At 74.6% G+C, this 24,286-nt stretch carries 19 protein-coding genes; 9 read left to right on the top strand and 10 right to left on the bottom strand.

Annotation, left to right across the window (positions count from 1 at the left end):
• Positions 1-179: 179 nt before the first annotated feature.
• On the bottom strand, positions 180-2,090 hold the full coding sequence (locus E6R62_RS10585) for an ABC transporter ATP-binding protein (RefSeq protein ID WP_136213100.1): 1,911 nt from the start codon (positions 2,088-2,090) through the stop codon (positions 180-182).
• Positions 2,091-2,229: 139 nt separating this feature from the next.
• Here E6R62_RS10585 and E6R62_RS10580 point away from each other — a divergent pair, with 139 nt between their 5' ends.
• The gene (locus E6R62_RS10580) at positions 2,230-4,239 is read left to right on the top strand and encodes an AMP-binding protein (protein ID WP_168714019.1); all 2,010 of its coding nucleotides are present in this window, start codon (positions 2,230-2,232) and stop codon (positions 4,237-4,239) included.
• A 40-nt stretch (positions 4,240-4,279) separates the two neighbouring features.
• Here E6R62_RS10580 and E6R62_RS40775 read toward each other — a convergent pair whose 3' ends face one another.
• A complete protein-coding gene (locus E6R62_RS40775) occupies positions 4,280-6,046 on the bottom strand; it encodes a GNAT family N-acetyltransferase (RefSeq protein ID WP_240801591.1) in 1,767 nt (588 codons plus the stop codon).
• 111 nt (positions 6,047-6,157) lie between these two features.
• Between E6R62_RS40775 and E6R62_RS10570 the strand changes: the two genes are divergently transcribed.
• Positions 6,158-6,580: a DUF350 domain-containing protein gene (locus tag E6R62_RS10570; RefSeq protein ID WP_136213098.1), complete on the top strand. Its 423-nt coding sequence runs from the start codon at positions 6,158-6,160 to the stop codon at positions 6,578-6,580.
• A gap of 9 nt (positions 6,581-6,589) precedes the next feature.
• Here E6R62_RS10570 and E6R62_RS10565 read toward each other — a convergent pair whose 3' ends face one another.
• The 4 genes from E6R62_RS10565 to E6R62_RS10550 form a co-directional block, all read right to left on the bottom strand.
• Positions 6,590-7,822 carry an acyltransferase gene (locus E6R62_RS10565; RefSeq protein ID WP_136213097.1) on the bottom strand — a complete coding sequence of 411 codons (1,233 nt, stop codon included), beginning with the start codon at positions 7,820-7,822 and terminating at the stop codon, positions 6,590-6,592.
• Positions 7,819-8,865, bottom strand: coding sequence for an alpha/beta hydrolase (locus tag E6R62_RS10560; RefSeq protein ID WP_136213096.1), 1,047 nt, complete (start codon positions 8,863-8,865; stop codon positions 7,819-7,821). The genes E6R62_RS10565 and E6R62_RS10560 overlap by 4 nt, the downstream gene beginning before the upstream one ends.
• Positions 8,866-8,989: 124 nt before the next feature.
• On the bottom strand, positions 8,990-9,670 hold the full coding sequence (locus E6R62_RS10555) for a response regulator transcription factor (RefSeq protein ID WP_136213095.1): 681 nt from the start codon (positions 9,668-9,670) through the stop codon (positions 8,990-8,992).
• Complete coding sequence (locus E6R62_RS10550) at positions 9,667-10,995, bottom strand: sensor histidine kinase (protein ID WP_136213094.1); 1,329 nt, start codon at positions 10,993-10,995, stop codon at positions 9,667-9,669. Before E6R62_RS10550 ends, E6R62_RS10555 begins: the two co-directional genes overlap by 4 nt.
• Positions 10,996-11,075: 80 nt before the next feature.
• Here E6R62_RS10550 and E6R62_RS10545 point away from each other — a divergent pair, with 80 nt between their 5' ends.
• Entirely contained in the window at positions 11,076-12,023 is a 948-nt protein-coding gene (locus tag E6R62_RS10545) for an AEC family transporter (protein WP_136213093.1), read from the top strand.
• Positions 12,024-12,124: 101 nt separating this feature from the next.
• Positions 12,125-12,574, top strand: coding sequence for a hypothetical protein (locus E6R62_RS10540; RefSeq protein WP_136213092.1), 450 nt, complete (start codon positions 12,125-12,127; stop codon positions 12,572-12,574).
• Here E6R62_RS10540 and E6R62_RS39460 read toward each other — a convergent pair.
• The 3 genes from E6R62_RS39460 to E6R62_RS10530 all read right to left on the bottom strand — a co-directional run bounded on the left by E6R62_RS39460 (position 12,492) and on the right by E6R62_RS10530 (position 17,057).
• On the bottom strand, positions 12,492-13,613 hold the full coding sequence (locus E6R62_RS39460) for a hypothetical protein (RefSeq protein WP_168714018.1): 1,122 nt from the start codon (positions 13,611-13,613) through the stop codon (positions 12,492-12,494). The two genes, E6R62_RS10540 and E6R62_RS39460, sit on opposite strands and share 83 nt — an antisense overlap.
• 11 nt (positions 13,614-13,624) lie before the next feature.
• Positions 13,625-15,157 carry an FAD-binding oxidoreductase gene (locus E6R62_RS10535; RefSeq protein WP_136213091.1) on the bottom strand — a complete coding sequence of 511 codons (1,533 nt, stop codon included), beginning with the start codon at positions 15,155-15,157 and terminating at the stop codon, positions 13,625-13,627.
• A 304-nt stretch (positions 15,158-15,461) separates the two neighbouring features.
• Positions 15,462-17,057 carry an IucA/IucC family protein gene (locus tag E6R62_RS10530; RefSeq protein ID WP_136213090.1) on the bottom strand — a complete coding sequence of 532 codons (1,596 nt, stop codon included), beginning with the start codon at positions 17,055-17,057 and terminating at the stop codon, positions 15,462-15,464.
• A gap of 35 nt (positions 17,058-17,092) precedes the next feature.
• Between E6R62_RS10530 and E6R62_RS10525 the strand changes: the two genes are divergently transcribed.
• Entirely contained in the window at positions 17,093-18,646 is a 1,554-nt protein-coding gene (locus E6R62_RS10525; protein WP_136213089.1) for an IucA/IucC family siderophore biosynthesis protein, read from the top strand.
• Between the two features lie 111 nt (positions 18,647-18,757).
• Positions 18,758-19,510 carry a GntR family transcriptional regulator gene (locus tag E6R62_RS40770; protein WP_240801590.1) on the top strand — a complete coding sequence of 251 codons (753 nt, stop codon included), beginning with the start codon at positions 18,758-18,760 and terminating at the stop codon, positions 19,508-19,510.
• A gap of 81 nt (positions 19,511-19,591) precedes the next feature.
• Here E6R62_RS40770 and E6R62_RS10515 read toward each other — a convergent pair whose 3' ends face one another.
• Positions 19,592-19,981 (bottom strand): helix-turn-helix domain-containing protein, encoded by a 390-nt coding sequence (locus tag E6R62_RS10515; RefSeq protein ID WP_136213088.1) that lies wholly within the window; start codon positions 19,979-19,981, stop codon positions 19,592-19,594.
• Positions 19,982-20,127: 146 nt separating this feature from the next.
• Here E6R62_RS10515 and E6R62_RS10510 point away from each other — a divergent pair, with 146 nt between their 5' ends.
• From E6R62_RS10510 to E6R62_RS10500, 3 genes are all read left to right on the top strand, one after another.
• A complete protein-coding gene (locus E6R62_RS10510) occupies positions 20,128-21,084 on the top strand; it encodes a SigB/SigF/SigG family RNA polymerase sigma factor (RefSeq protein WP_136213087.1) in 957 nt (318 codons plus the stop codon).
• Positions 21,085-21,386: 302 nt separating this feature from the next.
• Entirely contained in the window at positions 21,387-22,460 is a 1,074-nt protein-coding gene (locus E6R62_RS10505) for a glycine betaine/L-proline ABC transporter ATP-binding protein (protein ID WP_136213086.1), read from the top strand.
• Positions 22,460-24,253 carry an ABC transporter permease/substrate binding protein gene (locus E6R62_RS10500; protein WP_136213085.1) on the top strand — a complete coding sequence of 598 codons (1,794 nt, stop codon included), beginning with the start codon at positions 22,460-22,462 and terminating at the stop codon, positions 24,251-24,253. The genes E6R62_RS10505 and E6R62_RS10500 overlap by 1 nt, the downstream gene beginning before the upstream one ends.
• The last annotated feature ends 33 nt before the right edge of the window (positions 24,254-24,286 follow it).

The raw sequence follows: 24,286 nt of genomic DNA, 5'->3' as shown, positions 1-24,286 counted from the left end.
GCTCGGCGGGCAGTGCCCGGCGCGGCCTGGGCCGGCTCCGGTGGTTACATGACGGCGGCTGCGTGCGCGTGCCGCGGCGCGCGGCCCTCCTCCGGCGCGCGGGGCACCCGACGCCGGTCCGCCCGACCGCCGGGGCGGGGGCCGGGGGCCCGGGCGCGGCCCGATCCCCGGCTCCGGCGTCAGCCGCCCGAGACCGGCAGCGCGCCGTCCGGGGCGGCTTCGCCCGTCTCGGCCGGGGCGAACTGGGTCCGGTACAGCTCCTCGTAGCGGCCGGCCGCCGCCAGCAGCTCGGCGTGCGTCCCCCGCTCCACGATCCGGCCGTCCTCCACCACCAGGATCAGATCGGCCGCCTGGATGGTCGACAACCGGTGCGCGATCACCACCGCGGTCCGGCCCGCCAGGGCCTCCGCGAGGGCCTCCTGAACGGCCGCCTCCGACGTGGAGTCGAGGTGCGCGGTGGCCTCGTCGAGGATCACCACCCGCTGGCGGGCCAGCAGCAGCCGCGCGATGGTCAGCCGCTGGCGCTCGCCGCCCGACAGCCGGTAGCCGCGTTCGCCGACGACGGTGTCCAGGCCGTCCGGCAGCGAGGCGACGAGCCCGTCCAGCCGCGAGCGGCGCAGGGCCTCCCAGAGCGCCTCCTCGCCCGCCTCCGGCCGGGCCAGCAGCAGGTTGGCCCGTACCGACTCGTGGAACAGGTGGCCGTCCTGGGTGACCATGCCGAGGGTCTCGCGGACCGAGTCGGCCGTGAGGTCCCGCACGTCGATCCCGCCGAGCCTGACCGCGCCCTCGTCGGCGTCGTACAGGCGGGGGAGCAGTTGCGCGATGGTCGACTTGCCCGCACCGGAGGAACCGACCAGCGCGATCATCTGGCCGGGCTCGGCACGGAACGACACGTCATGGAGCACCTGCGTGCCGCCCCGCGCGTCGAGGGTGGCGACCTCCTCCAGTGAGGCGAGCGAGACCTTGTCGGGGGAGGGGTAGCCGAAGGAGACCCGGTCGAACTCCACGGTCACCGGCCCGTCCGGCACCCGCCGGGCGTCGGGCTTCTCGGCGATCAGCGGTTCGAGGTCGAGGATCTCGAAGACCCGCTCGAAGCTCACCATGGCGCTCATCACCTCCACCCGGGCCCCGGCCAGGGCGGTCAGCGGCGAGTAGAGCCGGGTGAGCAGCAGGGCGAGGGCCACGACGGATCCCGCCTCCAGACGCCCGTGGACCGCGTAGTACCCGCCGAGACCGTAGACCAGCGCCAGGGCGAGGGCCGAGACCAGGGTGAGGGCGGTGATGAACGCCGACTGGGCCATCGCCGTACGGATGCCGATGTCACGCACCCGGGCCGCCCGCGCCGCGAACTCCGCGGACTCCTCCGAGGGGCGTCCGAACAGCTTGACCAGGGTGGCGCCGGGCGCGGAGAACCGTTCCGTCATCTGGGTGCCCATCGCCGCGTTCAGCGAGGCGGCCTCCCGCTGCATCGCGGCCATCCGCGTGCCCATCCGCCGCGCCGGCAGCACGAACACCGGCAGCAGGACCAGCGCCAGCAGGGTGATCTGCCAGGAGATGCTCAGCATTACCGCGAGGGTCAGCAGCAGGGTGACGATGTTGGAGACCACCCCGGACAGGGTGTTGCTGAAGGCGCGCTGGGCGCCGATCACGTCGTTGTTGAGGCGGCTGACGAGGGCGCCGGTACGGGTACGGGTGAAGAAGGCGACCGGCATCCGCTGTACGTGGTCGAAGACCGCGGTCCGCAGGTCCAGGATCAACCCCTCGCCCAGGGTGGCGGACAGTTTGCGGGTCAGCAGGCCGAGGCCGGCCTCGGCCACCGCGATCACCGCGATGAGGAGGGCGAGGCGGGTGACGGTGGCGCCGCTGCCGCCGGCGACGATCGTGTCCACGACCCGGCTCGCGAGCAGGGGGGTCGCCACGGCGAGCAGCGCGGTCACCACACTGAGGAACAGGAAGGCGGTCAGGCCCCGCCGGTGCGGGCGGGCGAAGGCGGCGACCCGGCGCAGGCTCGCCCGGGAGAGGGGGCGGCGGTCTTGCCGGGCGTTCATGGCGCTGTGCAGCGATGTCCAGGCGGTGACTTCCATATCCATGCACCGAAGGTTAAGACCTCAACCATGCTTGAGGTCAACGGCCGCAGGCGGACCAGACCTCCGGAACCCCCCAACTCCATTTCACCGCACGCCTGTTCACTCCCTCGGCGTGGCCCTTCGGGGGTGGCATCATCGGTCCATGACGCAGGGATCAGAGACCACCCCTCCAGGACGGCAGACCCTCGACAGTGTCCTCCGGCGTTTCGAACAGTGCGCGCACGACGCCCCCGAGGCGGGCGCGCTCATCGCCGGACCGGACCGTCTCACCTACGGGCAGCTCGATGCCCGCGCCAACCGGCTGGCCCACCACCTCCTCGCCGCCGGGCTGCCCGAGCAAGGCCTCGTGGCCGTGGGCACCGCACGGCAGCCGGAGCTCGTCGTCGCCCTCCTCGCCGTCCTCAAAGCCGGCGCGACCTACGCCCTGATCGACGTCGCCGACCCGCACACCGGACAACGGCAGCTCACCGCCATCCGGCCCGACGCCGTCCTCACCGACGGCGCGCACCACCCCCGCCTCGACGACGGACGGGCCCTGCGGTTCATCCGCCTCGACGCCGAGGCGGCCGCCATCGCGGAGCGGCCCGCCGACCGGCCCACCCCCGCGACGCGCGAGCGGAGCACCGCCGCGCTCGTGTTCACCGGGGCGACCGCACCGCGCCCCGTGCCCATCAGCCACCCCCTGCTGCTCGCCGTCTGCGACAGCTGGGCCGAGGTGGCGGCGCCGGATCCCGGCGACCGGCACCTGATCACCGCACGACCCGATGTGACCGCCTTCGCCGCCGGCTGGCCCCGAGCCCTGTGCACCGGCGGCGCCCTGGTCCTGGCCGAGCGCGGCCCCTGGTCGACGCAGAGCGTCCGCTCGGCGGTCGAGGCCAACGCCGTGACCGTCTTGCACACCGACCCGGCCGGGGCCGTCCGACTGCTGCTCGGTGACCGCCCGCAGGCCCCCGGGACCCCGGCCCGCGCCGGGGCGCCCGACCGGTCGCTGCGCATGGTCACCGTCACCGGGGACCGTCTCTACCTCGACGAACACGCCGCCCTGCACGCCCGCCTGCGGCCCGGCGCGCGCGTCCTCGCCCTCTACGGGACCACCGAGAGCGCCGGGATCGGCACCTGGTTCGAGCCCTCCCGGCTGCCCGGGCCGCCCGCCGCCCCGGAACGTCTCGCGCTGATCGGGGTCCCCTTCCCGGGCTGCCGCGCCGACCTGCGGGAGGGACAGATCCTGCTCACCCCGCCCGACGGCGGGGACGCGATACCCACCGGCGACCTCGGCCTGCTACGCGCCGACGGCCTGCTGGAGTTCCGCGGCCGGCTCCGCGACCGGATCACCGTCGACCGCGACCACCTCGACCCCCACCACCTGGAGTCCCTGATCCGGGGGCATGACGGCGTGGGGTCCGCGCTCGTCGCCGACGCCCGGGACGACGATCCCGACAAACGCCCCCGGGTCGGCGCCCGCGGCCTCGTCGCCTACCTCGCGCCACCACCCGGGCCCCCGGGCGGCCGACTGCCCGACGTCACCGCGCTGCGGGCCCGCCTCGCCGGCGAGGTGCCCGTGGAGCACCTCCCGCGCACCGTGGTCCCGCTGAGCGCCCTGCCCCGGGACCGGGCCGGCCGCGAAGACCGCACCGCCCTGCCCCGGCCCGCCCGGCCGGGCGACCCCGCGCGGGCCGCCCGGGGCGCGGGCAAGTACGCGGGCGGCGGCGGCGAGACGCTCTCGCCCGGGTGCGCCACCGGTTGCGTGGTGTTCGCCCTGACGCTCGTCGCTCTCGCGCTCACCGGCGCGTTCTGGCCCGGCTCGACCGACCTCACCGGGGTGCCAGCCCCCTGGGCGGCCCTCTTCTTCGTCCTCTACGTCTTCGAGGCGCTGGCCTTCGCGGTGGGCGTCGTCTTCCTGTTCGGCGGCGGCGCCCGGATGCGGCGCCACGGCCAGGGCCGCGCCCTGACCCGGGCCGCCCACCTGGCCGTCGTCTACCTGCTCGTCGCCTGGTGGCCCCAGGACAACCTCTACCGGCTCGCCGCCAAGCACGACTGGCCGCGCCAGGCCGCCCTCGTCTACACCTTCAACATCCCCCTGATGATCGCCGGGGCCGTCGTGGCCTTCTACCTCACCCGGAAACCGGCCCAGGCCGCCGGAACCGACGACTGAGGCGCCGCCCCCGCCCCCCCGACCGTCGGCGTCCCTCCGCTCACGCGGGTCCGTCCGTGAAGGGCCGCCCCACCGCGAGGGCCTCCGTCCGTACCAGCGCCTCGGCCGCGTCCAGCACCTGCCTGCTGTGCGCGGCCACCAGAACGCCCAGCCAGGGCGCCGGCTCGAACGCCGCCGTCGGGATCGCCGGGACGAACACCGCCCCCAGCCGCGCGCAGGCCCGGGCCAGCTCCCCGCACAGCTCGTCGAGCTGTGCGTCCGGCAGCCGTGCCCCGAGGTCCACCCGGTCCGCGATCCGTACGAGGTGTCCCGCGCCCCGCAGCGCGTCGAGTCGGGCCGCCACCATGAAGGCGATGGCCGGCCCGGTCAGGCGCAGGTTGGTCTCGGTCGGGGCAAGGCCCCCCGCCCCGTCGCTGACGAAGTCCACGTCGAACCAGCCCCGGTAGCCGGCCGCCGCCAACTCCCGACCCACGGCCCAGCCGAAGGCGAGCAGCGGCCCCTCCGTCCCGGCGGGCACCACGCCCGGCCCGACCGTCGCCCCCTGGTAGCCGCCGTCGGCCACGTCCATCACCGCCGCCCCCACCTCGTGGACGCGGCCCGCTCCGTCCACGAACCCGTCGTAGGTGAGGTCCCGCAGGTCACCGCCTGGTTCACCCGCCGCCGGGCCGGGCACGTACTCCTCCACGAGCAACGGGCCGCGCGGCAGCCGCCGAAGCAGCGCCCGCGCCCCGCCGGCCGCGCGCAGCCGCTCCGGCGTGACGACGGTGACCCCCGAACCGCCCACGCCGTACTCCGATTTGAGGACCGAGCCCGCTCCGACGGCGGCCCGCCGCGCCAGCATCCGCGCCGCCGCCCGCCGGGTCGCGGCCCGCCACTGCGCGGGCAGCCTGATCCCGGGGTGCCCACCGCCCGCCAGGACGCGGCCGAACAGGGCGTGCGAGGCCGACTTCGACTCGTGGCGCAACTCGTCCGGTCGCCAGGGCCGGCCCGCCAGCCGCCCGAAGGGCTCCGTCAGCCCCCACGGTACGAGGGGCAGCCCGGCCCCCGTCAGCCGCTCGACCAGCGCCGGCCGGGCCAGTACGGCCCGTGACAGGCCCGGCCCCGACTCCGCCAGACCGTCGTACACCTCCACCTCGCCCCAGCCCAACTGCCGCCCCACCAGGGCCGCCCACCCCGCCGGTACCCGCTTCGGCAACACCAGGGCCGCCGGTTCGGGACTGTAGAACGCGGCCAGCGCGGCGTAGTGGTGCGCGGCGAGCTGCTCCCGGTCCAGGGACGCGTCGGCGAACTGCGCGTTGAACTCGGCGACGTTGCCGACGTGCACCGATCTGGCCCCGCCCGTCCACGCCCGCGCCCACCCGGGGAGGGCGACCGGCGCCACCTCGAACCGCACCAGCCCCTCCGGGCCGCTCGGGCCGGCGACCGCGCCCATCGCCCGGTAGAACCCCGCCGCGTGCGGATCGGCGTCGATCAGCAGCCGCCCCACGCCCAGAGCGGTCGCCCGGCGCAGCACGTCCCGGTACAACAGCCGCCCCACGCCCCGACCGATGGCCGCCGGCTCCACGAACAGCAGCCCGAGCCGCGCCCGTACCCCCGCACCCTCCAGGGAGGCCAGGCCCACCACGGCGCCGCGCCCGTCCTGCGCGACCACCACCCGCCGGGCCGTCACCTCGTCCGGGCGGAGCGTCAACTCCGCTGCGCAGGAGGCCAGGAACTGCGCGTCGTACCCCCAGTGGGCCTTGGAGCGAAGGACGAGCGCGGTCAGCGCCCGCGCCTCCTCGGGTCGTGCGGCCCTGAGCCGTTCCACCTGCCGACCTCCCATGGTCCACCGCCCGGACGTGCGGTAGATTCGCCCGGCCCGCGACGGTCGACCCCTTCCTACCCACACCTTCCCTCCCACGCGCAGACAGGTTTCCCCATGAGTGACATCCTCGACGGACTCGGCCGGACCAGCGCCTTCGGAGCCCTCGGCCTGGTGCTGCTGGTACTCGGCATCGTCCTGGTGGACGTACTGACGCCGGGGAAGCTCCCGCGGCAGATCTGGGAGGAGCGCAACCGCAACGCCGCGCTGTTGCTCAGTTCCGCGCTGCTCGGCATCGGCGGCATCGTGTTCACCTCGATCTGGACGACGTACGAGGACTTCGGCAAGGGCCTGCTGTCCACCGCGGCGTTCGGCGTGCTCGGCCTGGTGCTGATGGCGGTGGCCTTCCTGGTGCTGGACCTGGTGACCCCCGGCAAGCTGGGCGCCATCGTGGTCGACCCGGAGCCGCACCCGGCGGTCTGGGTCACCGCCTCCTGCAATCTCGCCGTGGCGGCCGTCGTCGCCGCCTCCATCGCCTGAACGGCCCCCTCACGCCAGACCCAGGGCGAACACCGCGAAACCGGCCGCCAAGACGCCCGCCACGGTCCGGCGCACCGCACTCGCCCGGGTCCACGGCTCCTCGAAGCGGCGTGCGTAGCGGGCGATGCCCACCAACAGGACGGCGAACAGCGGCATCCAGGCCAGCCGGGCCGCGATCCACCCCGGGCTGTCGGGAGCCGTCGTCAGACCCGCCAGGTCCCCGACGAACGAGCCGGGGACGGCAGCCGCCAGCATGGCGCTCTGGTGCCAGCACAGGATCGTCATCGCGCACAGGTTGATCACCACGACCGGCGCCCACAGCGCGGGCCGCGCCAGCAGCCTCGCCAGCCGATCGCGCAGCAGCATCGCCGCACCCGACTGGGCGGCCGCGAGCGCGAGCACCAACAGCGACGGCGGGTGCGAGTTGGTCCGGGCCTCGCCGGGCACCCCGACCATCGACGCGGGGTAGTGGAAGACCGTCAGCAGCGTCGCGAACAGCGCGACCCCGCCCACCAGCAGCGCCCACGCCCCGCGCCGCCCGATCCGGCCCTCGCCCCAGGCCACGCCCAGCTGGTACGCGAACAACCATCCCGGCAGGATGTTCAGCAGGGACAACCAGTCGGGCAGCGAGTCGGCGAGCGGCCCGTAGCGCAGGGCGTCCACCACCGCGACGGTGGCGAGCAGCGGGGCCGCCGCCCACCCGCCGAGCCGGTGCGCCGCCCGCACGCAGTACGGGGTCAGCGCGGTGACCACCACATACACGCCGACGAACCACAGGGGTTGGACCACCAGCGTCGCCCCGGTCCGCAACGTGGCCTCCGGCACCCCCAGCGCGAACAGCGCCGGAGCCGCCAGGGCCCAGACGGCCGTCACCCCGAGCACCGGCCGCCCGAGCCGGGCGATCCGGCCCCCGAGCCACGCCCCGGTCGAACCCGGGCGGCGGCGGAAGGACAGAGCGGAGGCGTAGCCGCCGACGAGGAAGAAGACGCCGAGCATCTGGAGCACCCAGCTCGCCGGGGCCAGGGCGCCGAACGCCGACAGCGGGCTCGCGTTGTGCAGTCCGCCCTCGGAGTCGAGGGTGAATCCGCCGAGCAGCCAGTGCCCGGTCGGCACCGCGAGCAGCGCGAGGGCGCGCAGTCCGTCGATCGCCCGGTCCCGGTGTGCGGGGGTGCGCCGCTCGATCCTGGCGGCCGCGGCACGCAGCGCGGTCCCCGGCGTGCGCCGCGTGGTCGTGGCGCTCATCGGACGTCTCCCGTCGCGATCGCGGCGAAGGCCGCCAGGGACCGGGTTCCGGGGGCGAAGTAGCCGGTGTGACCGGCCACATCGGTGGCGGGCACCCGACGGGCGCCGAACGCGGCGGAGGTGGGGTCGGTGCCGTGGCCGAGGCCGGCCAGTTCCACGTTCGGGACGTCGGCGATCCAGTCGGAGGGGCCCCGGGCCGCCCAGACGCGGGCGCCGGTGTGCAGTGCGGCGGCGTCGCCGGCCCGCATGCCGGGCGAGCCGAACACGACGATGTCGGCGGCGTCGGTGTGGCGGGCCGCGAGCCCGCAGACCACCGAGCCGTAACTGTGGCAGAACAGCGCCGGGTCGGGGGCGCCGACCGCGTCGAGGCCGGCCGTGAACCGGGCCAGCCGTACGGCGCCCGCCTCGGCCAGCCGTCCTTCGGCCGCGTCGAGGCCGACCCCGACGGGCGTGGTGTAACCCGTCCAGGCCACCACGGCGGTGCCGGAACCCCCGGTCGCGGAGCGCAGCGCCCGGGCCATTCCGGCGGGGCCGGTGGCGGGTCCGCGCGCCGTGTCGTGGCCGGCCGCGTCGTTGTCGGAACCCGGGACGATCACCGCGACGTGGGCCGCGTGCTCCAGGTCCCCGAACACCTCGGCGACCTGCCCCCGGCCGCGCGGGTCGAAGGACAGGATCTGCCGGCCGGGACGGGCCAGGGAGGCGTACCGGGCGTCACCCGTGGCGGTGATCGCCAGCCGGTTGGCCTCGTACCGCAGGGCGGGCGGAGCCCCGTCCAGATTGCCCACCACCAGGGGGTGGCGGCTCAGGAGGTCCCGCCGCCGGGCGTCGTCGAGGCCCGCGAAGAGCCGGGCGACCTCGGACGCCGAGGCCGTCGCCGGGTCGGGCAGGGGCCGGCCCGGCAGCGCCTCGGCCAGCCAGGCGGCCGTACCCGGCGGCGGTCCGGTGACCGGCGTCACGCTGTCCGCGCCCGCCCAGCCGGCCGTCCCCGCGACCAGCGTCACCGTCAGCGCGGCGGCGGCCAGCGTCCTTCCGAAGCGGCGCATCCGCTTTCCCCTCTCCTCGTGGTGAGGCAGAAGGTAGGAAGGAGACGGCCGCACGGACGTCGGACCGTGGAGCCAAGCCGCACCTCATACCCACGTAGGGGGTGGAGGAGGAGTGGCGCGGGACTCAGGCGCTGTCGCCGGGCCGGACCAGGCCCGCCTCGTAGGCGAAGATGACGGCCTGGGCCCGGTCCCGGAGGTCGAGCTTGCCCAGCACCCGCCCGATGTGGGTCTTGACGGTCTGCTCGGCCACCACCAGGTGCCCGGCGATCTCCTGGTTCGACAACCCGCGCGCGATGAGTTCCAGTACCTCGGTCTCACGAGGCGTCAGCCCGTTCAACCGCAGCGCCGGGTCCTTGCGGGGCGCGGGCCGCTGCTGCACGAAGTCCGCGATCAGCCGACGCGTCACCGAGGGGGCGAGCAGGGCCTCGCCCGAGGCGACGATCCGCACCGCCGCGATCAGGTCGGCCGGCGGCGCGTCCTTGAGGAGGAACCCGGACGCGCCCGCGCGCAGCGCCTCGTAGACGTAGTCGTCGATGTCGAAGGTGGTCAGCATCAACACCTTCGGCCGGTGGACCACGCCCGGCGGCGGGGCGAGGATCTCCCGGGCGGCCGAGAGGCCGTCCATCTCCGGCATCCGTACGTCCATCAGCACCACGTCCGGGTGGACGGTGCGCGAGACGCGCACCCCCTCCCGCCCGTCGGGCGCCTCACCCACCACATCGATGTCAGCCTGGGCGGAAAGCAGTGCGGCGAACCCCGCACGCACCATCGCCTGGTCGTCGACGATGATCACGCGGATGGTCAACTGGGCTCCTCGGCCGAAGGGTTCACGGGCAGTCGGGCGGCGACGCGGAAACCGCCCTCGGGCAGCGGGCCGGTGTCGAGCGTCCCGCCCGTCAACCGTACGCGCTCGCGCATCCCCACCAGACCGTGGCCCGTCCCCGAGGTCTCCACCGCCACCACGGCGCCCGGCGCGGGGCCGTTGACGACCAGGACGAGCACCTCGTCCGGTTCCTCGGGGGAACGGGTCACCGAGACCCGGGTCGGCGCCCCCGGCGCGTGCCGCACCACATTGGCCAGCGCCTCCTGAACGATCCGGTACGCCGACAGGTCCACCGCCGGCGGCACGCCCCGCCCCGCCCCCGCCGCGAGGGACAACTCCACCGGCTGCCCCGCCCGGACGGTCGCCTCCACCAGCTGCTGGAGCCGGTCGATCCCCGGCTGCGGAGCCCGTTCCCCGGCACCCGCCTCGCCGCCGTCGCCGCGCAGCACGGTGAGCAGCCGCCGCATCTCGCCCAGCGACTCGCGGGCACAGGCCGCGATCGCGGCGAACTCCTCCCGCACCGGCTCCGCCATGCCCGGCAGCCGGTACGGCGCGGAATCGGCCTGCACCGTGATCACCGACATGTGGTGCGCCACCACGTCGTGCAACTCCCGCGCGATGCGTGCCCGTTCCTCCAGCAGGGTGCGCCGGGACCGCTCCGCCTCGCTGATGCCCTCCTGCTCCACGATCCGCTGCTGCGCGTCGCCCAGCAGGCGCAGCGCCCCCGTCAGCGCGAGGAAGGTGCCGCCCAGGACGAAGAGGAGCGCGACCGTGTTCGTCACCCCGGCGGGCGCGAAGAAGCCCAACATGACCCCGACGGCTCCGGTCGCCAACCAGACGCCGACCAGCGTCCGGACCGACGCGCGCAGCCCCAGGCAGACCATCAGCAGCAGGTAGCCGACGATGCCCATCGGCGTCCACGGCCAGGCATGGCCCGCCACCTTGTCGGCGTGGATCAGCAGCACCGCCCCGACGGTGTCGGCGAGCAGCACCATGCCCCAGGCGGCCAGCGGCCGGGTCACGGCGAGCACCAGCGGCACCGTCTGCGCCACGCCGAGCGCTCCCGCCCAGCCGCCGCCCGCGCCGTAGTCGTTGGTCAGTACCGCGACGGTCACCGGCAGCAGCGCCACCACGAACACGGCGCTCACGACGAGCGGCATCCACCGCTGCCACGGTCGCGGCGCCCGCGCGAACAGCGGTTCCCCGGGGCGGGCCGGTGTCCGCAGCACCACGGCGAACCGGGTGACCGCGCGCGGCCCCGGGGCGGGGGCGGGGGGAGGGGCCGTCGGCCCGGTCGCGTCGCTCATGACGGATCAGCGTATGCGGCCGAGACCCGCCACGACGGGATGGATAGGCTGCACCCGGTCGATCAAGGAGGACCGTACCCATGGGCGGGGCAGCCGCACTCGAAAAGCTGGTGCCGGTACTGCTGGCCTTCGGCGGCGGGGTGCTGCTCGCGCGCCGCAAGATCGTTCCGGCCGAGGCGTCCAAGACGTTCGCCGACTACGCGTTCCTCTTCGCCGTCCCCTGCTACCTGTTCGGCAACATCTACGCCAGCGACCTCGCCGCCCTCTTCGACTGGCGCGCCATCGGCGGCTACGCGGCGACCGCGGCCCTCGCGGTGCTCGCCGTGGCCCTCGGCGCGGCCGCCCACGGCATACGCGAGCCCCGCGCCATCGCGTTGCGGGTCATGGCGGGCGTCCAGGTGAACACGGCCTACTTCGCCGTCCCCGTCTTCATCACGGTGTTCGGGACGGCGGCGCCCATTTTCCCGGTGCTGCTGTTCCAGGTCTGCGTACTGTCCCTCGTCGTCATCGCCATCATGGAGCTCGGCCGCGCGGGCGCGGCGACCGGCGGCCCGGGCGTCCGCCTCGCCCGGGCGCTGCGCGCGTCCCTCGTCACCCCGCTCGTACTGGCCTGCAACGCGGGCATCGTGCTCAACCTGCTGTCGGTGCACCTGCCGAAGGTGGTGCTCGACGGAGCCGCGTTCGTCGGGGACAGCGCCTCCCCGGTCGCCCTGTTCGCGCTGGGCCTGCACCTCGGCGGTACGGGTCTGGGCCTGCGGGACACCACGCGCGAGGAGATGGCGCTGATCGCGGTCAAGTGCCTGGGTTTCCCGCTGCTGGCGTGGGTGGTCTGCGGGGCCCTGTTCGGCGTCCGCGGAGACTGGCTCGCCTACCTCGTGCTGATCGCCGCCATGCCGACCCCGCAGAACCTGTTCATCTTCGCGCAGCGCTACGACGTGGGGGTCGATCTCTCGGCCTCGGTCGTGATCAAGAGCTCCGTCGTGTCCCTCCTGCTGTTGCCCCTGTGGCTGCGGAGCGTCGTCCCGTGAGCGGCTCGACCCCGCCGCGTACGCCGCCGCGTACGCCGGGGGCCTTCGGGTCCGGTGGCCGTCCGTTCGTTCCCCCGGCGGGCCGCGGTCGTTGACCGGGCATGGAGCTGCTGCCGATGAACGCGGCGCCGGGTGTCGGTGAACGGGCCGACGCCGCGGCCGATGCCGCCTGTCACCTCTACGACGCCGTCGCGCCCTGGGCCGCCGGTGGACCCGGCGGGTGGAGCCGGACCGCCGCCGAGGACGCCGCCGAGACCATCGAGACCACCGCGCACGCGCTGGCGCGCATCCACCCGCGTGCCGAGGTCATCCTCGCCCCCGTGCACGCGGCCCTCGCGGAACTGCGCCGCCACCTCGCCCTCGCCCCGGCCGACCCGCTGAGCGCCGACGAGGTCCCGGCGACGCCGCCCACCGTGGGCAACCCGCGCCGGACCCGTTGGGTACGGGTGCACGCCCAGCCCGGACCGCTCACCCGGTCCGGGTCGTCCGTGTCGCCCGCGCCACCCGCGCCACCCGCGCCGAGGCGACCGCCGTCTCGTACAACGCCCTGATCTCCGCGCCGAAGTAGGAGCTGTACGAGGTGTCGTCGGTGTCGCCGCCGGTCTTCCAGCCGCCGATGACCCCGACGATGTCACCGGTGAGGGTGTTCGGGTCGAAGTGGGTCAGGAAGGGCCCGCCGCTGGTCCCTCCCGGGTAGCCGGTGCAGTCGATCCGCTGGAAGGTACCGGGGATCTTCGGATCGGAGCTGGTGAACTTGGTCGTCCGGTTCACGCACAGGCGCGGCCGGGCGGCGGACGCCGGGTAGCCGACGAGCGTGACGGACGCCTGCGCGTAGGCGGCGCCGGTCACCAGCCGGTTCCCGCCGACGACGTCCTCCACCAGGGCGCCCGAGGCGTTGGGCCCCACCTGGGCGAAGGCCACGTCGAGCGTGGCCGCGCGGTCGGCGCCCTCGCTCCGGTAACGGGGGGCGATCCAGACCTTCGCGTGCCCGGCCGAGTCGCGCAGCACCGGGAACATGCCGTACGGCTGCGGCCTGTCGGCCCTGTAGTGCGGTACGAAGGCCACCTGTCGGGCGTCCGCGCCGAGCAGGCAGTGCGCCGCGCTGACCACCAGGTCCCGCCCGGGGGAGGAGACCACGCTCGCGGTGCAGAAATAGCCCCCGCCACCGGTCATGACGAACATCCGCCCGACGACCGGCATGCCGTCGAAGTCGCGCCCGACCCCCGGGTGGGCGGCCGCGGCGGCGTAGGCCGGGTCGGGGGCCCGGCCGGGTGGGACCGCCGCGACGGAAGGCGAGGGCGAAGGCGTCGGGGTCGGTGGGGGCGTGGGCGTCGGCGTGGGCGTCGCGGAGGGAGCGGGGTCGGCCGGGCTCGCCGCCGGACCGGGGGAAGGGTCCGCCACCTCGGGCGCTTCCGGCTCCGGGGGCGCGGGAATCGCCGCGGCCATCCGCTCGGGCGTCCAGAAGGCCTGCGCCTCCACGGCCGACCAGCGCCCGAGGACGGGGGCGCCGTGCGCCTCGGTGACCACCAGCGGGCCGCCCACCAGCGCCAGCGCGGCCGTGGCCGCCGCCATCGTCAACGTACGTCGCATGCAAGGGCTCCCTAGATGGCTTGGGGAAAGCGGAACAGCCTGGCGGGGTCGTAGGCGCGGCGGACTTCTTCCAGCCGGGCGAGGTTCGGGCCGTAGTACGCCCGGCGCCAGCCGACGAGCTTCGGATCGACGTAGTTCTGGTACGCGCTGCCGCTCGCCCACGGCCGCAGGTCCCGCCAGAGACCGTCCAGCCACTCCTGGTGCCGGGCCACTTCGGCGGCCGGCGCGGAGTCGGGCCAGTAGGCGAGGTACTGGGCGAGGAAGGCCTGGTCGCGATGGGCGAAGGCGGTGTCGGCGGCGGCCGGCCGGTTCATCGCGCCGCCGCACTCCCCGAGGAACTGCACCACCCCGCGGCCGCCCGCCGGTACCGCGTCCCGGTAGCGGCGTACGGCGTCCAGCACCGCCCGCACGGCCGCCTCCGGAAGGCCCGGCCGCGCCCAGAAGTCGCAGCGGCCGGCGTAGGAGTGCCGGTCGACCTGTCCCCGGGGGTCCCGGCCGGGCAGCCGACCCGGCAGCCGGCACTGCGCGGCGCCGAGCTCGGCGCACCCCGACATGGTCCGTACGGTGTCGCCGTACCCCCGGACGGTGACCGAGCCGTCCTGCGGCTCGCCGCCGATCAGGTCGGACAGCCGGGTCAGCTCCCGCTCCAGCTCGTGGCGGCCGTCGAAGCACAGCACCCGCACGGCCGGGGCGTCGTCGCCGCCCGCTTCGAGGAGGAACTCCAGGTGGCTCCAGAACGGGTCCGGGAGCCCCTCCAGCCAGCGCTGCCAGCCGTCGAGCACGGCGGCGGAGTCCGCGCCGGGCCAGCGAAGTTCCGCCGAGGCCACGTCCCCGACCGGGTGGGTGCGGAAGCGGAACTCGGTGACGACGCCGAAGTTCCCGCCCCCGCCGCCGCGCAACGCCCAGAAGAGGTCGGGGTCCCGCTCGGCGTCGGCCTCCCGGACGACCCCGTCCGGGGTGACCACCCGTACCCCGGTCAGGGCGTCGGAGGTGGTCCCGTGGACCCGTGAGGCCAGGCCCATGCCGCCGCCGAGCGCCAGCCCGGCGATCCCGACGGAGGGACACAGGCCCGTCGGGATGCCCAGGCCCCGTGCGGCGAGGTCACGGTTGAGGTCCCCGAGCCGGGCCCCGGCGCCGATCCGGACCCCGTCCCCCTCGACGGCGAGCGCGGCCATGGCCCCGACGTCGACCACGAGCCCGGCGGCGGTGGTGGACCAGCCCGCGTAGCTGTGGCCGCCCCCGCGCGGCACCACGGGTACGGCGCGGCGCCGGGCGAACTCCAGGCAGACGGCCACGTCGCCGGCGTGTGCCGGGTAGACCACGGCGCCCGGGGCGACGGCGTCGTAGCGGGGCTGGAACAACTGCCGGGCCTCCGGGTAGTCCCGGTCACCGGGCACGATCACCCGGCCGTCCACCGCACGGGCGAGCGCCCGGAAGTCGGGGCCGCCCGAAGGTCTGCGGGAGGCGGCCCGGGCGCCCGCCCCCACGCCGGAGAGAGCGGCGGCGGCCGCGCTTATCAGGACCGGACGGCGGTGGAGACTCATCCCTCCTTCCTGCCATCGGCCGGAGCGTTCGGGCCGAAGGCGGGCGGGCAAAGCCGCAGTTGCCCCCCGAACGGCCCAAGCCGCTGTTACCTCCCGGCGGCGCCGCCGGCCTTCGCGGCAGCCGCGTCGCACCCACGGGCCCGGCCACGGGCGCCCCCACGAGCCGGCCCCGGTCCGGGGGTGTCCGCCGGACGTCGGGCCCGAGAGGACGGCGGTACGCCTGCCCCCGCCGCACGCGCTCGCCCCCTGCCTCGAACTCCCGTCCCGCCGGCCCCGGTTCGGGCGCCGGCGTTCGAGGTGTCGGTCATGCCCGCGGACCTTGACCCGTCGCCCGAGACCCGGACCCGGCGATCGGATGGGGCAGCTCAGCCCACTGGTCACCGGACACGCCCGGGCTCAGCCGCATCAGGGTGAGGGCCTTCACCGGGAGCGGCCCCCGCGCCAACGCCTCGCTGTCGGCGGTGGGCGGGAGCGAGTCGACCTGCGCCAGGTCCTCGCCGAGCGCCCGCCCGGAGCCCGCCGTGGCCGCGAGCGCCCCGGCCACGGCGGAGCCGAACACCTTGCGCCGCAGTGCCGTCACGTCGTCCGTGAGCTGCCGGCCCGCGGCCGCGGGTACGGGCAGGCCGTGCCGGGCCAGCCGGGCCGGGCTGAGCCGGATGTCGCCCAGGTCGCGGTAGACGAGCCGCACGGGGGCGCCGGCGGGGGAGAGGACCACCAGCAGGTTCTGCCCGTGGGCCTCCAGGGCGACCCCGAGGTCCAGCGCCTCCAGGCAGACCGAGAGCACGAGCCGTGCGAACCGGGCCCGCCAGGGAGCCGACCGGACCGTTGTCGTCCCAGCCAGGGCCGCGACCGGAACCACGGACTCGCCCGGGCCCGCGTACGCCTCCGGCGGCTCGCGCAGGACGGCCGCCAGATCGGGGCTGTGGGCGGTGACCGCGCCCAGGGTACGGGTCACGTGCAGGCGCCCGTCGAGCCGCTCGCACAGTACCTGCGCGAAGTCCGAGAGGACGGCGGCCGTTTCGATCGAGGCCACGGAGATGTCCCGCACGGAGGACGTCAACCGGGTGCTGAGCGCCGTCTTCACATGGGCGCCGCCCCCGGCCGGGGCGAGGGTCCGCAGCGCCATCAGCGGATGCGCGGTGATACCGGGCCCGCCCGGGCGCCCCACGCCCGGCCCCTTCAGGACGTGCTCCGCCTGCCAGGGATGCACCGGGATCAGGATGTGGTTCCCGTCCCGCAGCCGATCCGGCCAGACCCCGGTCGACAGGCACTCATCGGTGTCGACGGCGACCGTCGCGAGCTCCACCAGGGGACGGTGCTCCGGTGCGTACGCCAGTTGCTCGGCGACCGAGAACCCGGGGCGTGAGCGGCAGTTGGGGTGGTACGGGTGTCCGTCGACCACCCGCTGCTCCCACTGCCAGCCGGTCCGGGGGGCGTCGTCGGGCTCCTCCCGGGGCTGTCCCGCCCGGGACAGCGCGAGCGAGGCCGTGCTGTGGTCCAGTTCGGCGGCGAAGGCGGCGCCGTGCGGGACGCCCAGCGCCTCGATCAGCCGGTCGGCCCGGCGGTGGGCGCGCCCGTCGAGGCGCAGCTCCGTCACCCCCTCGTCGGTGGCGTACGGGTCGGGTGGCGGACCTTCCAGCCGGCCGCCCCCGGTCGTGAACACGACCAGGTGATCCGGCCCGCTCTCCCGGCGCTCCACCCACGGCAGCGGTTCGAAGGCCAACGCCCGCCACAGCCGGGTCAGCACGGCCGCCCGCGCGCCGCCGAGCGCGGCGGCGTAGGGGGCGCCGAGCCCGGGGCGTACCTCGTCCAGTTCGGCGGCGACCCTCTCCTCGGCCGAGGGGCGGGGGGAGTGCGTGCGGGCGTGCGTGCTGCGGTCCAGGGTCCTGTCCTCTCTCATAATTGACTTACCCGATGATCGGTGATGATCACCGAATGGATCGAATGGAACCTGTGGACCTCAACGCCGCCGCCGACGCGTACGCCTCCACCCCGCTGCTGAACTGTCTGCTGCGGGAGACGGCCGATCCCACGGGGGAGGAGGGCGTCCACCGGTTGCGCGGCAGCGGGCGGCTGCTGCGGGTGCGCGCCGGCCGCCGGCCCGTACGGCCGGAACTGGGCACGGCGCAGGGCTGGTGTCCGCTCAGCCACACGGAGCTGGTGAAGCTGACGTCCGACGAGCTGCGCCAGTACACCGGGGTCCCCAACGACGAACTGCCGGCCGAGATCAACGACAGCCGGGACACCGTCGCGGCGCTGCTGGCGGCCCGCGCCGCGGCCGAGGCCCCCGAGGACCCGTACGTCCTCTCGGAGCAGGCCCTGGTCATGGGTCATCCGCACCACCCCGCCCCCAAGGCGCGCGGCGGTGCCCCGGCCGCGAGCTGGCTGCCGTACGCCCCCGAGGCGCACGCCCGTTTCCCCCTCCTCTTCCTCGCGGTGCGCGAGGACCAGGTCGTGGAGGAGGGGGACCCTGCCGGCGCCGACGCGATCGAGGCGCTCGCCGGGATTCTCGACGGCCCCCGGGCGCCCGCCGGGTACCGGCTGCTGCCCGCGCACCCGTGGCAGTCGTCCCTGGTCGCCGGCCGCCCCGCGCTGCGCGAGGCCTTCGCCGACGGGCGGCTGCTGCGGCTCGGCCCGGGCCGGCGGCCCGTCTGGCCGACCGCCTCCGTACGGACCCTCTACGTGCCGGACCCGGCCAGGGACATGTTCGTCAAGTTCAGCCTCGACGTCCGGATCACCAACGACGTGCGCCGGCTGTGGCGGCACGACCTGCTGCGGCTGGCCCGCACGGACGCCGCGGTCCGCGCCGGGTTCGCCGACCTGCGCCGGGCCGGATCGAACGCGGTCTGGCTCTCCGACCGGGGCTACCGTACGGCCCGCTTCGCCTTCGAGGAACTCGCCGTCCTGGTCCGGGACGGCCTGCGCGGGCGGCTCGCGCCGGGGGCCGGCCCGCTGCTGGCGGCCGCTCTCGCCGAGGGGTTCGAAGGCAGCCCGCTGGCGGCCTCCCCCTGCCCGGCCGAGTGGTGGCGGGCGTACCTTCGCCAGGTGGTGCCGCCGGTGCTGGGCCTGTTCGCCCGGCGCGGGATCGTGCTGGAAGCCCACCTGCAGAACTGCCTCGTCGCGGTCGACGCCCGGGGCGTGCCGGTCCAGGCGCTGTTCCGCGACGCGGAGGGCGTCAAGCTGCCGACGGACCTGCCGCGCGAGGAGGCGTGGCAGCGGCTCGTCTACTGCCTGGTGGTCAACCACCTGGCCGAGACCGCGCAGGCGCTGGCGGAGCGGCACCCCGATGTCGCCGGGCAGCTGTGGCCCGCGGTCCGCGAGGAGTTGCTGCGCTTCGACGCGGCCCACGGCCTGCCCGAGATCGCCCGGCTGCTGGCCGCGCCCACACTGCCGGCGAAGACGAACCTGCTCCTGCGGTGGACCGGTGCGGACGGCGCGGAGGCGCGCTACCTGCCGCTGCCGAATCCGCTGCGTACCCAAGGGGGGTAGGGATTCGGCCAAGGTGGTTCCGGTTGGTCGCCATCCCCGTGTCAAAGGTATAGACCACTGCTACGTTGGTCGGCAGACCCGCAGCCCTCGGCCCCCGTCAGAGGAGACGTCATGCCCGGCCCGGCCGTCATGCCCAAGTACCAGCGGATCGCCGCCGCGCTGCGGCGGGAACTCGCCCGAGCGGCGGGGAGCCCCGGCGGGAGGTTGCCCTCCGAGCGCAGCCTCGCGGCCCGCTACGGGGTCAACCGGCAGACCGTCCGCGCCGCCCTCCAGGAGTTGCGGGCGGAAGGGCTGGTCGTCACCGGACGGCGCGGCACCCGCCCGACATCGGCGGCCGCCGACCCGGCCCCCCTCGCGTCGGTGCGCGGGAGCGGCGCCCTGCCGGCCGCGGCGCGGGTCGCCGTCACCCGGGGGCGGCTCACGCTCGTCAGTGTGCCGCCGTCCTTCGCCGCCCTGCTCGGGATGTGCGGCGGGGAGCGGACGCTCGTCCACCACCATCGCGAACTGGGCCCCGCGGGGGAGACGCGCCGGCACGCGGTGACGTACCTCTGCCCGCGCGCCGTGGCGCGGACCCCGGAGCTGGCGGAGCTGCGCGAGCGGGTGGGCGCCCGGGACCTGGATCTCGCACCGCTCGAACGCTGGCTGGAGCGCGCCGCGACTCGGGGTCGGACCGTGGAGACGCTCACCATGACCCGTGTCACCCACCCGCCGTCCGCGACGACGCCCGCCGGCGGGCTCACGGTGCGCCGGGCGCTCCACGACCCGTGCGGACGCCTTCTCGCCGTCACCGACCTGGCTTTCCCCGCCTGGGACCGGCTGACCTTCCACCGTGACCGCTCGGCCGCGGGGTTCCGTGTGGTCTGAGCGTGCGGCCGTACGCGGGCACCACGGCAACCCGCGCCGCGGAGGGGGTGCGCGGTCGCGTGGGCGGGGCGCGCGGGGTGCCTACCCGATGCCGACGACTCCCGACCCCGCCTCGGACCCGGTCCCCGCCTCCGTCCCTGCCTGGGACGCCGTGCCGGTCTGCGTCTGGCGCGGGGTCGGGGCGCCGGCCAGGAGGGCGAGCAGGCCCGCCACCTGGACTCCTGCTTCGGCGGGGTGGCGGAACAGCGCGTTGTCGGAGATCTCGTACCGGTTGCGGCGGCCGTCGCGCACACGACGGAGGTAGCCGTCCGTCTCCAGGTCGGTGACGATCGCCTGGACGGTGCGCTCGGTCAGGGCGCAGCTCATCGCCACGTCCCTCAGACGGACCCCGGGATCGCGGGCGATGGCCACGAGCACGCGAGCATGGTTCGTCAAGAATGTCCAATTATGTCGCTGAGACGGACTGCCCATACGCTCATGATGCGTCACCGGATTCAGGTGGCGCAATACGTGAAAAGTGTTTCCGGTAATTCTTGACGTAAGAGCGGAAGCAGTCCAACATCTACCGAAGTCAAGGTCCCGCGCCGCAAGCCGACCAGCCCAAGGAGCGAACCCCCATGCCGGTCCCCACCCCTACTGCCCGCACCGCCGAAACCGCTCGTCCTGCCGACACGGGAGTCCCCGTCCCCCGCCCCCGCGCGTTCACCGCGGGTCTGCCGCTGATCGAGGACCCGCGGGAGGTGGCCCCGTCGGACGCGCGGGAGCTCTCGAAGGTCTTCTTCGCGCGCCTGCGGGAACTGTCCGAGGGCACCCCGGAGTACCAGTACGTCCGCAACACGTTGATCGAGATGAACGCCTCGCTCGTCCAGTACGCCGTCCGCCGCTTCCGCGGCCGCGGTGAGGGCGGCGACATGGAGGACATCGTCCAGGTCGGGACCATCGGCCTGATCAAGGCCATCGACCGCTTCGACCCGACCCTGGAGAACGAGTTCTCCACCCTCGCCATGCCGTACATCACCGGCGAGATCAAGCGGCACTTCCGTGACACCAGCTGGGCCGTCCACGTCCCGCGCCGGCTCCAGGAACTGCGCATCGACATCGCCAAGGCGAAGGAGGAGCTGACCGTACGGCTGGACCGCTCGCCGACCGTCGCCGATCTCGCCGCGCACCTGCGCCTCACCGAGGAAGAGGTCGTCGAGGGGCTGGTCGCGGCCAACGGTCACACCAGCGGCTCCCTGGACGCCCCGCAGTCCGAGCACGGTGACGCGACCGAGGGTCAGACCCTCGCCGAGGTCATGGGCGAGGAGGAGCCGGCCATGGAGCTGGTCGAGGACATCCAGACCCTCGCCCCGCTGCTCGAACAGCTCACCGACCGCGAACGCACGATGCTCCAGCTGCGCTTCGGCGAGGAGCTCACCCAGGCCCAGATCGGCGCCGCCCTGGGGATCTCGCAGATGCAGGTCTCGCGTCTGCTGACCCGGCTGCTCGCGCATCTGCGCGCGTCGATGCTGGCCGATCCGGAGCCGTCCGAGGCCACCGCCGGGCGCGCCGCGGCGTCCGCCCGCCGCGCCTGACCGGTTCGGACCCCAAGGCCTCGCGTCCGCGAAGCCGCCGCCGCAGCCCGGCACCGCCCCCGACGCACGTCGCCACCCCCGGCGGCGTGCGTCGTCGTATGCCCGCCGTCCCATCGCGCTCGCCGTGAGGTAGATCACCTTTGCGTTTGCACTGAATAGAGACGGGAACCAGCGGATCTGGAACGGAACCTTCCACCGGCTTGTCATGCGCCGGCGGAGGGGCGGGCGGATCCCGCACCGCTCCACGGCGCGCGCCGCCCCACCGGAACGCGCGTCGTCTCCCCACGACCCGCGAGGTGTATGTGTCCACGCTCCAGGCCGAGCACGTTTACAAGGTGTTCGGCAGACGGCCCGGCGACGGCGAAGGCGACGCGGAGGTGATCCGTACGCTCGAAAACGGCGCCGACCGCGAGGAACTGCGGGCCGACGGGGTCACGGCCGCCGTGATCGACGCCTCGTTCCGCGTCGAGCCCGGCGAGATCTTCGTCGTCATGGGCCTGTCCGGGTCGGGCAAGTCCACCCTGCTGCGCATGCTCAACGGGCTGCTGGAGCCCACCGCGGGACGCATCCTCTTCGACGGCGAGGACCTCACCGCGCTCGCCCCGGCAGAGCTGCGCCGGGTCCGCTCCACGAAGATCAGCATGGTGTTCCAACACTTCGCTCTGTTCCCGCACCGGAACGTTCTGGAAAACGCCGGTTACGGTCTGGAGGTCCAGGGCGTCCCCCGGGCCGAGCGCGAACGGCGCGCCGCGGAGGCGCTGGCGCTGTGCGGGCTCGGCGGTTGGGAGAAGTCCTGGCCCGACGAGCTGTCCGGCGGCATGCAGCAGCGCGTCGGCCTGGCCCGTGCCCTCGCCACGGACGCCGACCTGCTCCTGATGGACGAGTCGTTCAGCGCCCTCGACCCGCTGATCCGCCGCGACATGCAGGACCAGCTGCTCGAACTCCAGCGCACACTGAGGAAGACGATCGTCTTCATCACCCACGACCTCAACGAGGCCATGCGCCTGGGCGACTCGATCGCCGTCATGCGCGACGGCAGGATCGTGCAGCAGGGCACGGCCGAGGACATCCTGGTCCGGCCGGCCGACGAGTACGTCGCCTCCTTCATCCAGGACGTCGACCGCTCCCGGGTCCTGACGGCCGACGCCGTCATGGACGAGCCCGAGCCGGGCGCCGACGCCTGCGACTGTCCTACCGTCAGCGCGGCCACCCCGCTCGCGGACCTGTGCGCGATCAGCGCCCGAGTCCCGCACCCCGTCGCCGTCACCGGCGCGGACGGCACCGTCGTCGGTTCGGTGGGGCAGGACCGCCTCATCGCCTTCATCGGTGACGAACAACGGCCCCCGGTGCACTGCGCGACGGAGGTGGCCGCCTGATGCCCCGCGTCCATCTCGGCGCCTGGGTCGACAGCGGTGTCGACTTCCTCCAGCGCCACCTGTCCTGGCTCTTCGAGGCGATCAGCTCGCTGGTCAACGGCCTCTACGACGGCATCGACGCCGTCCTGTCCGCCCCCGCCCCGCTGCTGTTCGCCGGCATCCTCGCCGTCGGCGCCTGGTGGCTGCGCGGTCTGCTCGCCGGCCTGCTGGCCTTCGCCGGGTTCGCGCTCGTCGACTCCGTCGCCCTGTGGGACGACGCGATGTCCACGCTCTCCCTGGTCCTGGTCGCCACCCTGGTGACCCTGGTGATCGCGGTGCCGCTGGGCATCTGGGCGTCCCGCTCCGACCGGACGAGCGCCGTGCTGCGGCCGGCCCTCGACTTCATGCAGACCATGCCCGCCATGGTCTACCTCATTCCCGGGATCATCTTCTTCGGGGTCGGCGTGGTGCCCGGCATCATCGCCACCATCATCTTCTCGCTGCCCCCGGGCGTACGGATGACCGAACTCGGCATCCGCCAGGTCGACGGCGAGCTGGTCGAGGCCGCCAACGCCTTCGGCACCACCCCGCGCAACACCCTCGTGCGCGTGCAGCTGCCCCTGGCGCTGCCCACGATCATGGCCGGCATCAACCAGGTCATCATGCTCGGCCTCTCCATGGTCGTCATCGCCGGCATGGTCGGCGGCGGCGGGCTCGGCGGCGCCGTCTACCGCGCCATCGGCAGCGTCGACATCGGCCTCGGCTTCGAGGCGGGCGTCTCCATCGTCATCCTCGCCATGTACCTGGACCGGATGACCGGCGCCCTGGGCCGGCAGGTCTCCCCGCTCGGCAGGCGCGCCCTCGCCAAGGCCCGCGCCGCCACCCGGGGCGCCGCCCGGGTGTGGCAGCACCGGCCGCAGCCGGTGCACGCCCTGAGCGGCGTCCTGGTCCTGGCCCTCGCCGCCGGCGGCCTGGGCGTGTTCGGCGGCGGCGCGAAGAACGCGACCGCCTCCGGCGTCCCCCAGACGGGCAAGGGCCGCACCGTCAGCATCGGCTACATCCCCTGGGACGAGGGCATCGCCTCCACCTTCCTGTGGAAGGAGCTCCTGGAGCGGCGCGGCTACAAGGTCGACGCCCGCCAGCTGGAGCTCGGCGCCCTCTTCACCGGCCTGGCCGGTGGCCAGATCGACGTCCAGACCGACGCGTGGCTGCCGGTCACCCAGTCCGAGTACTGGAAGAAGTACGGGAACAAGCTCGACGACCTGGGTGCCTGGTACGGCCCGACGTCCTTGGAAGTGAGCGTCCCCTCGTACGTGAAGGACGTCACCTCCCTCGCCGACCTCAAGGGCAAGGGCAGCCGGTTCAAGGGCCGGATCATCGGCATCGAGCCCAGCGCGGGCGAGATGGCGATGCTCAAGGACAAGGTCCTGCCGCAGTACGGCCTCGACGGCGAGTACCAGGTCGTGGACGGCTCGACCCCCGGCATGCTCGCCGAACTCAAGCGGGCCTACGCCAAGAAGGAGCCGGTGGCCGTCGTGCTCTGGTCGCCGCACTGGGCCTACGCCTCCTACGACATGAAGAAGCTCCAGGACCCGCAGGGCGCCTGGGGCAAGGGCGACGGCATCCACACCGTCACCCGCAAGGGCTTCGCCGCCGACGAGCCCGAGGTCGCGGCCCGGATGCGCTCGTTCAAGCTGACCGAGCAGCAGCTGACCGGCCTGGAGGCCAAGATCCAGGAAACCGGCAAGGGCAAGGAACAGCAGGCCGTCCGTGCCTGGCTGGACGCCCACCCGGAGGTCGCCAAGCTCGGCTGACGGGTCGCCCGGCCGACGGGCCGCTACACGGGC

Origin of the sequence: Streptomyces sp. A1136 (genome assembly GCF_004795055.1) — a bacterium.
In the GTDB taxonomy this organism is placed as follows: domain Bacteria; phylum Actinomycetota; class Actinomycetes; order Streptomycetales; family Streptomycetaceae; genus Streptomyces.
This window is presented reverse-complemented; position numbering and strand designations above follow the sequence as displayed.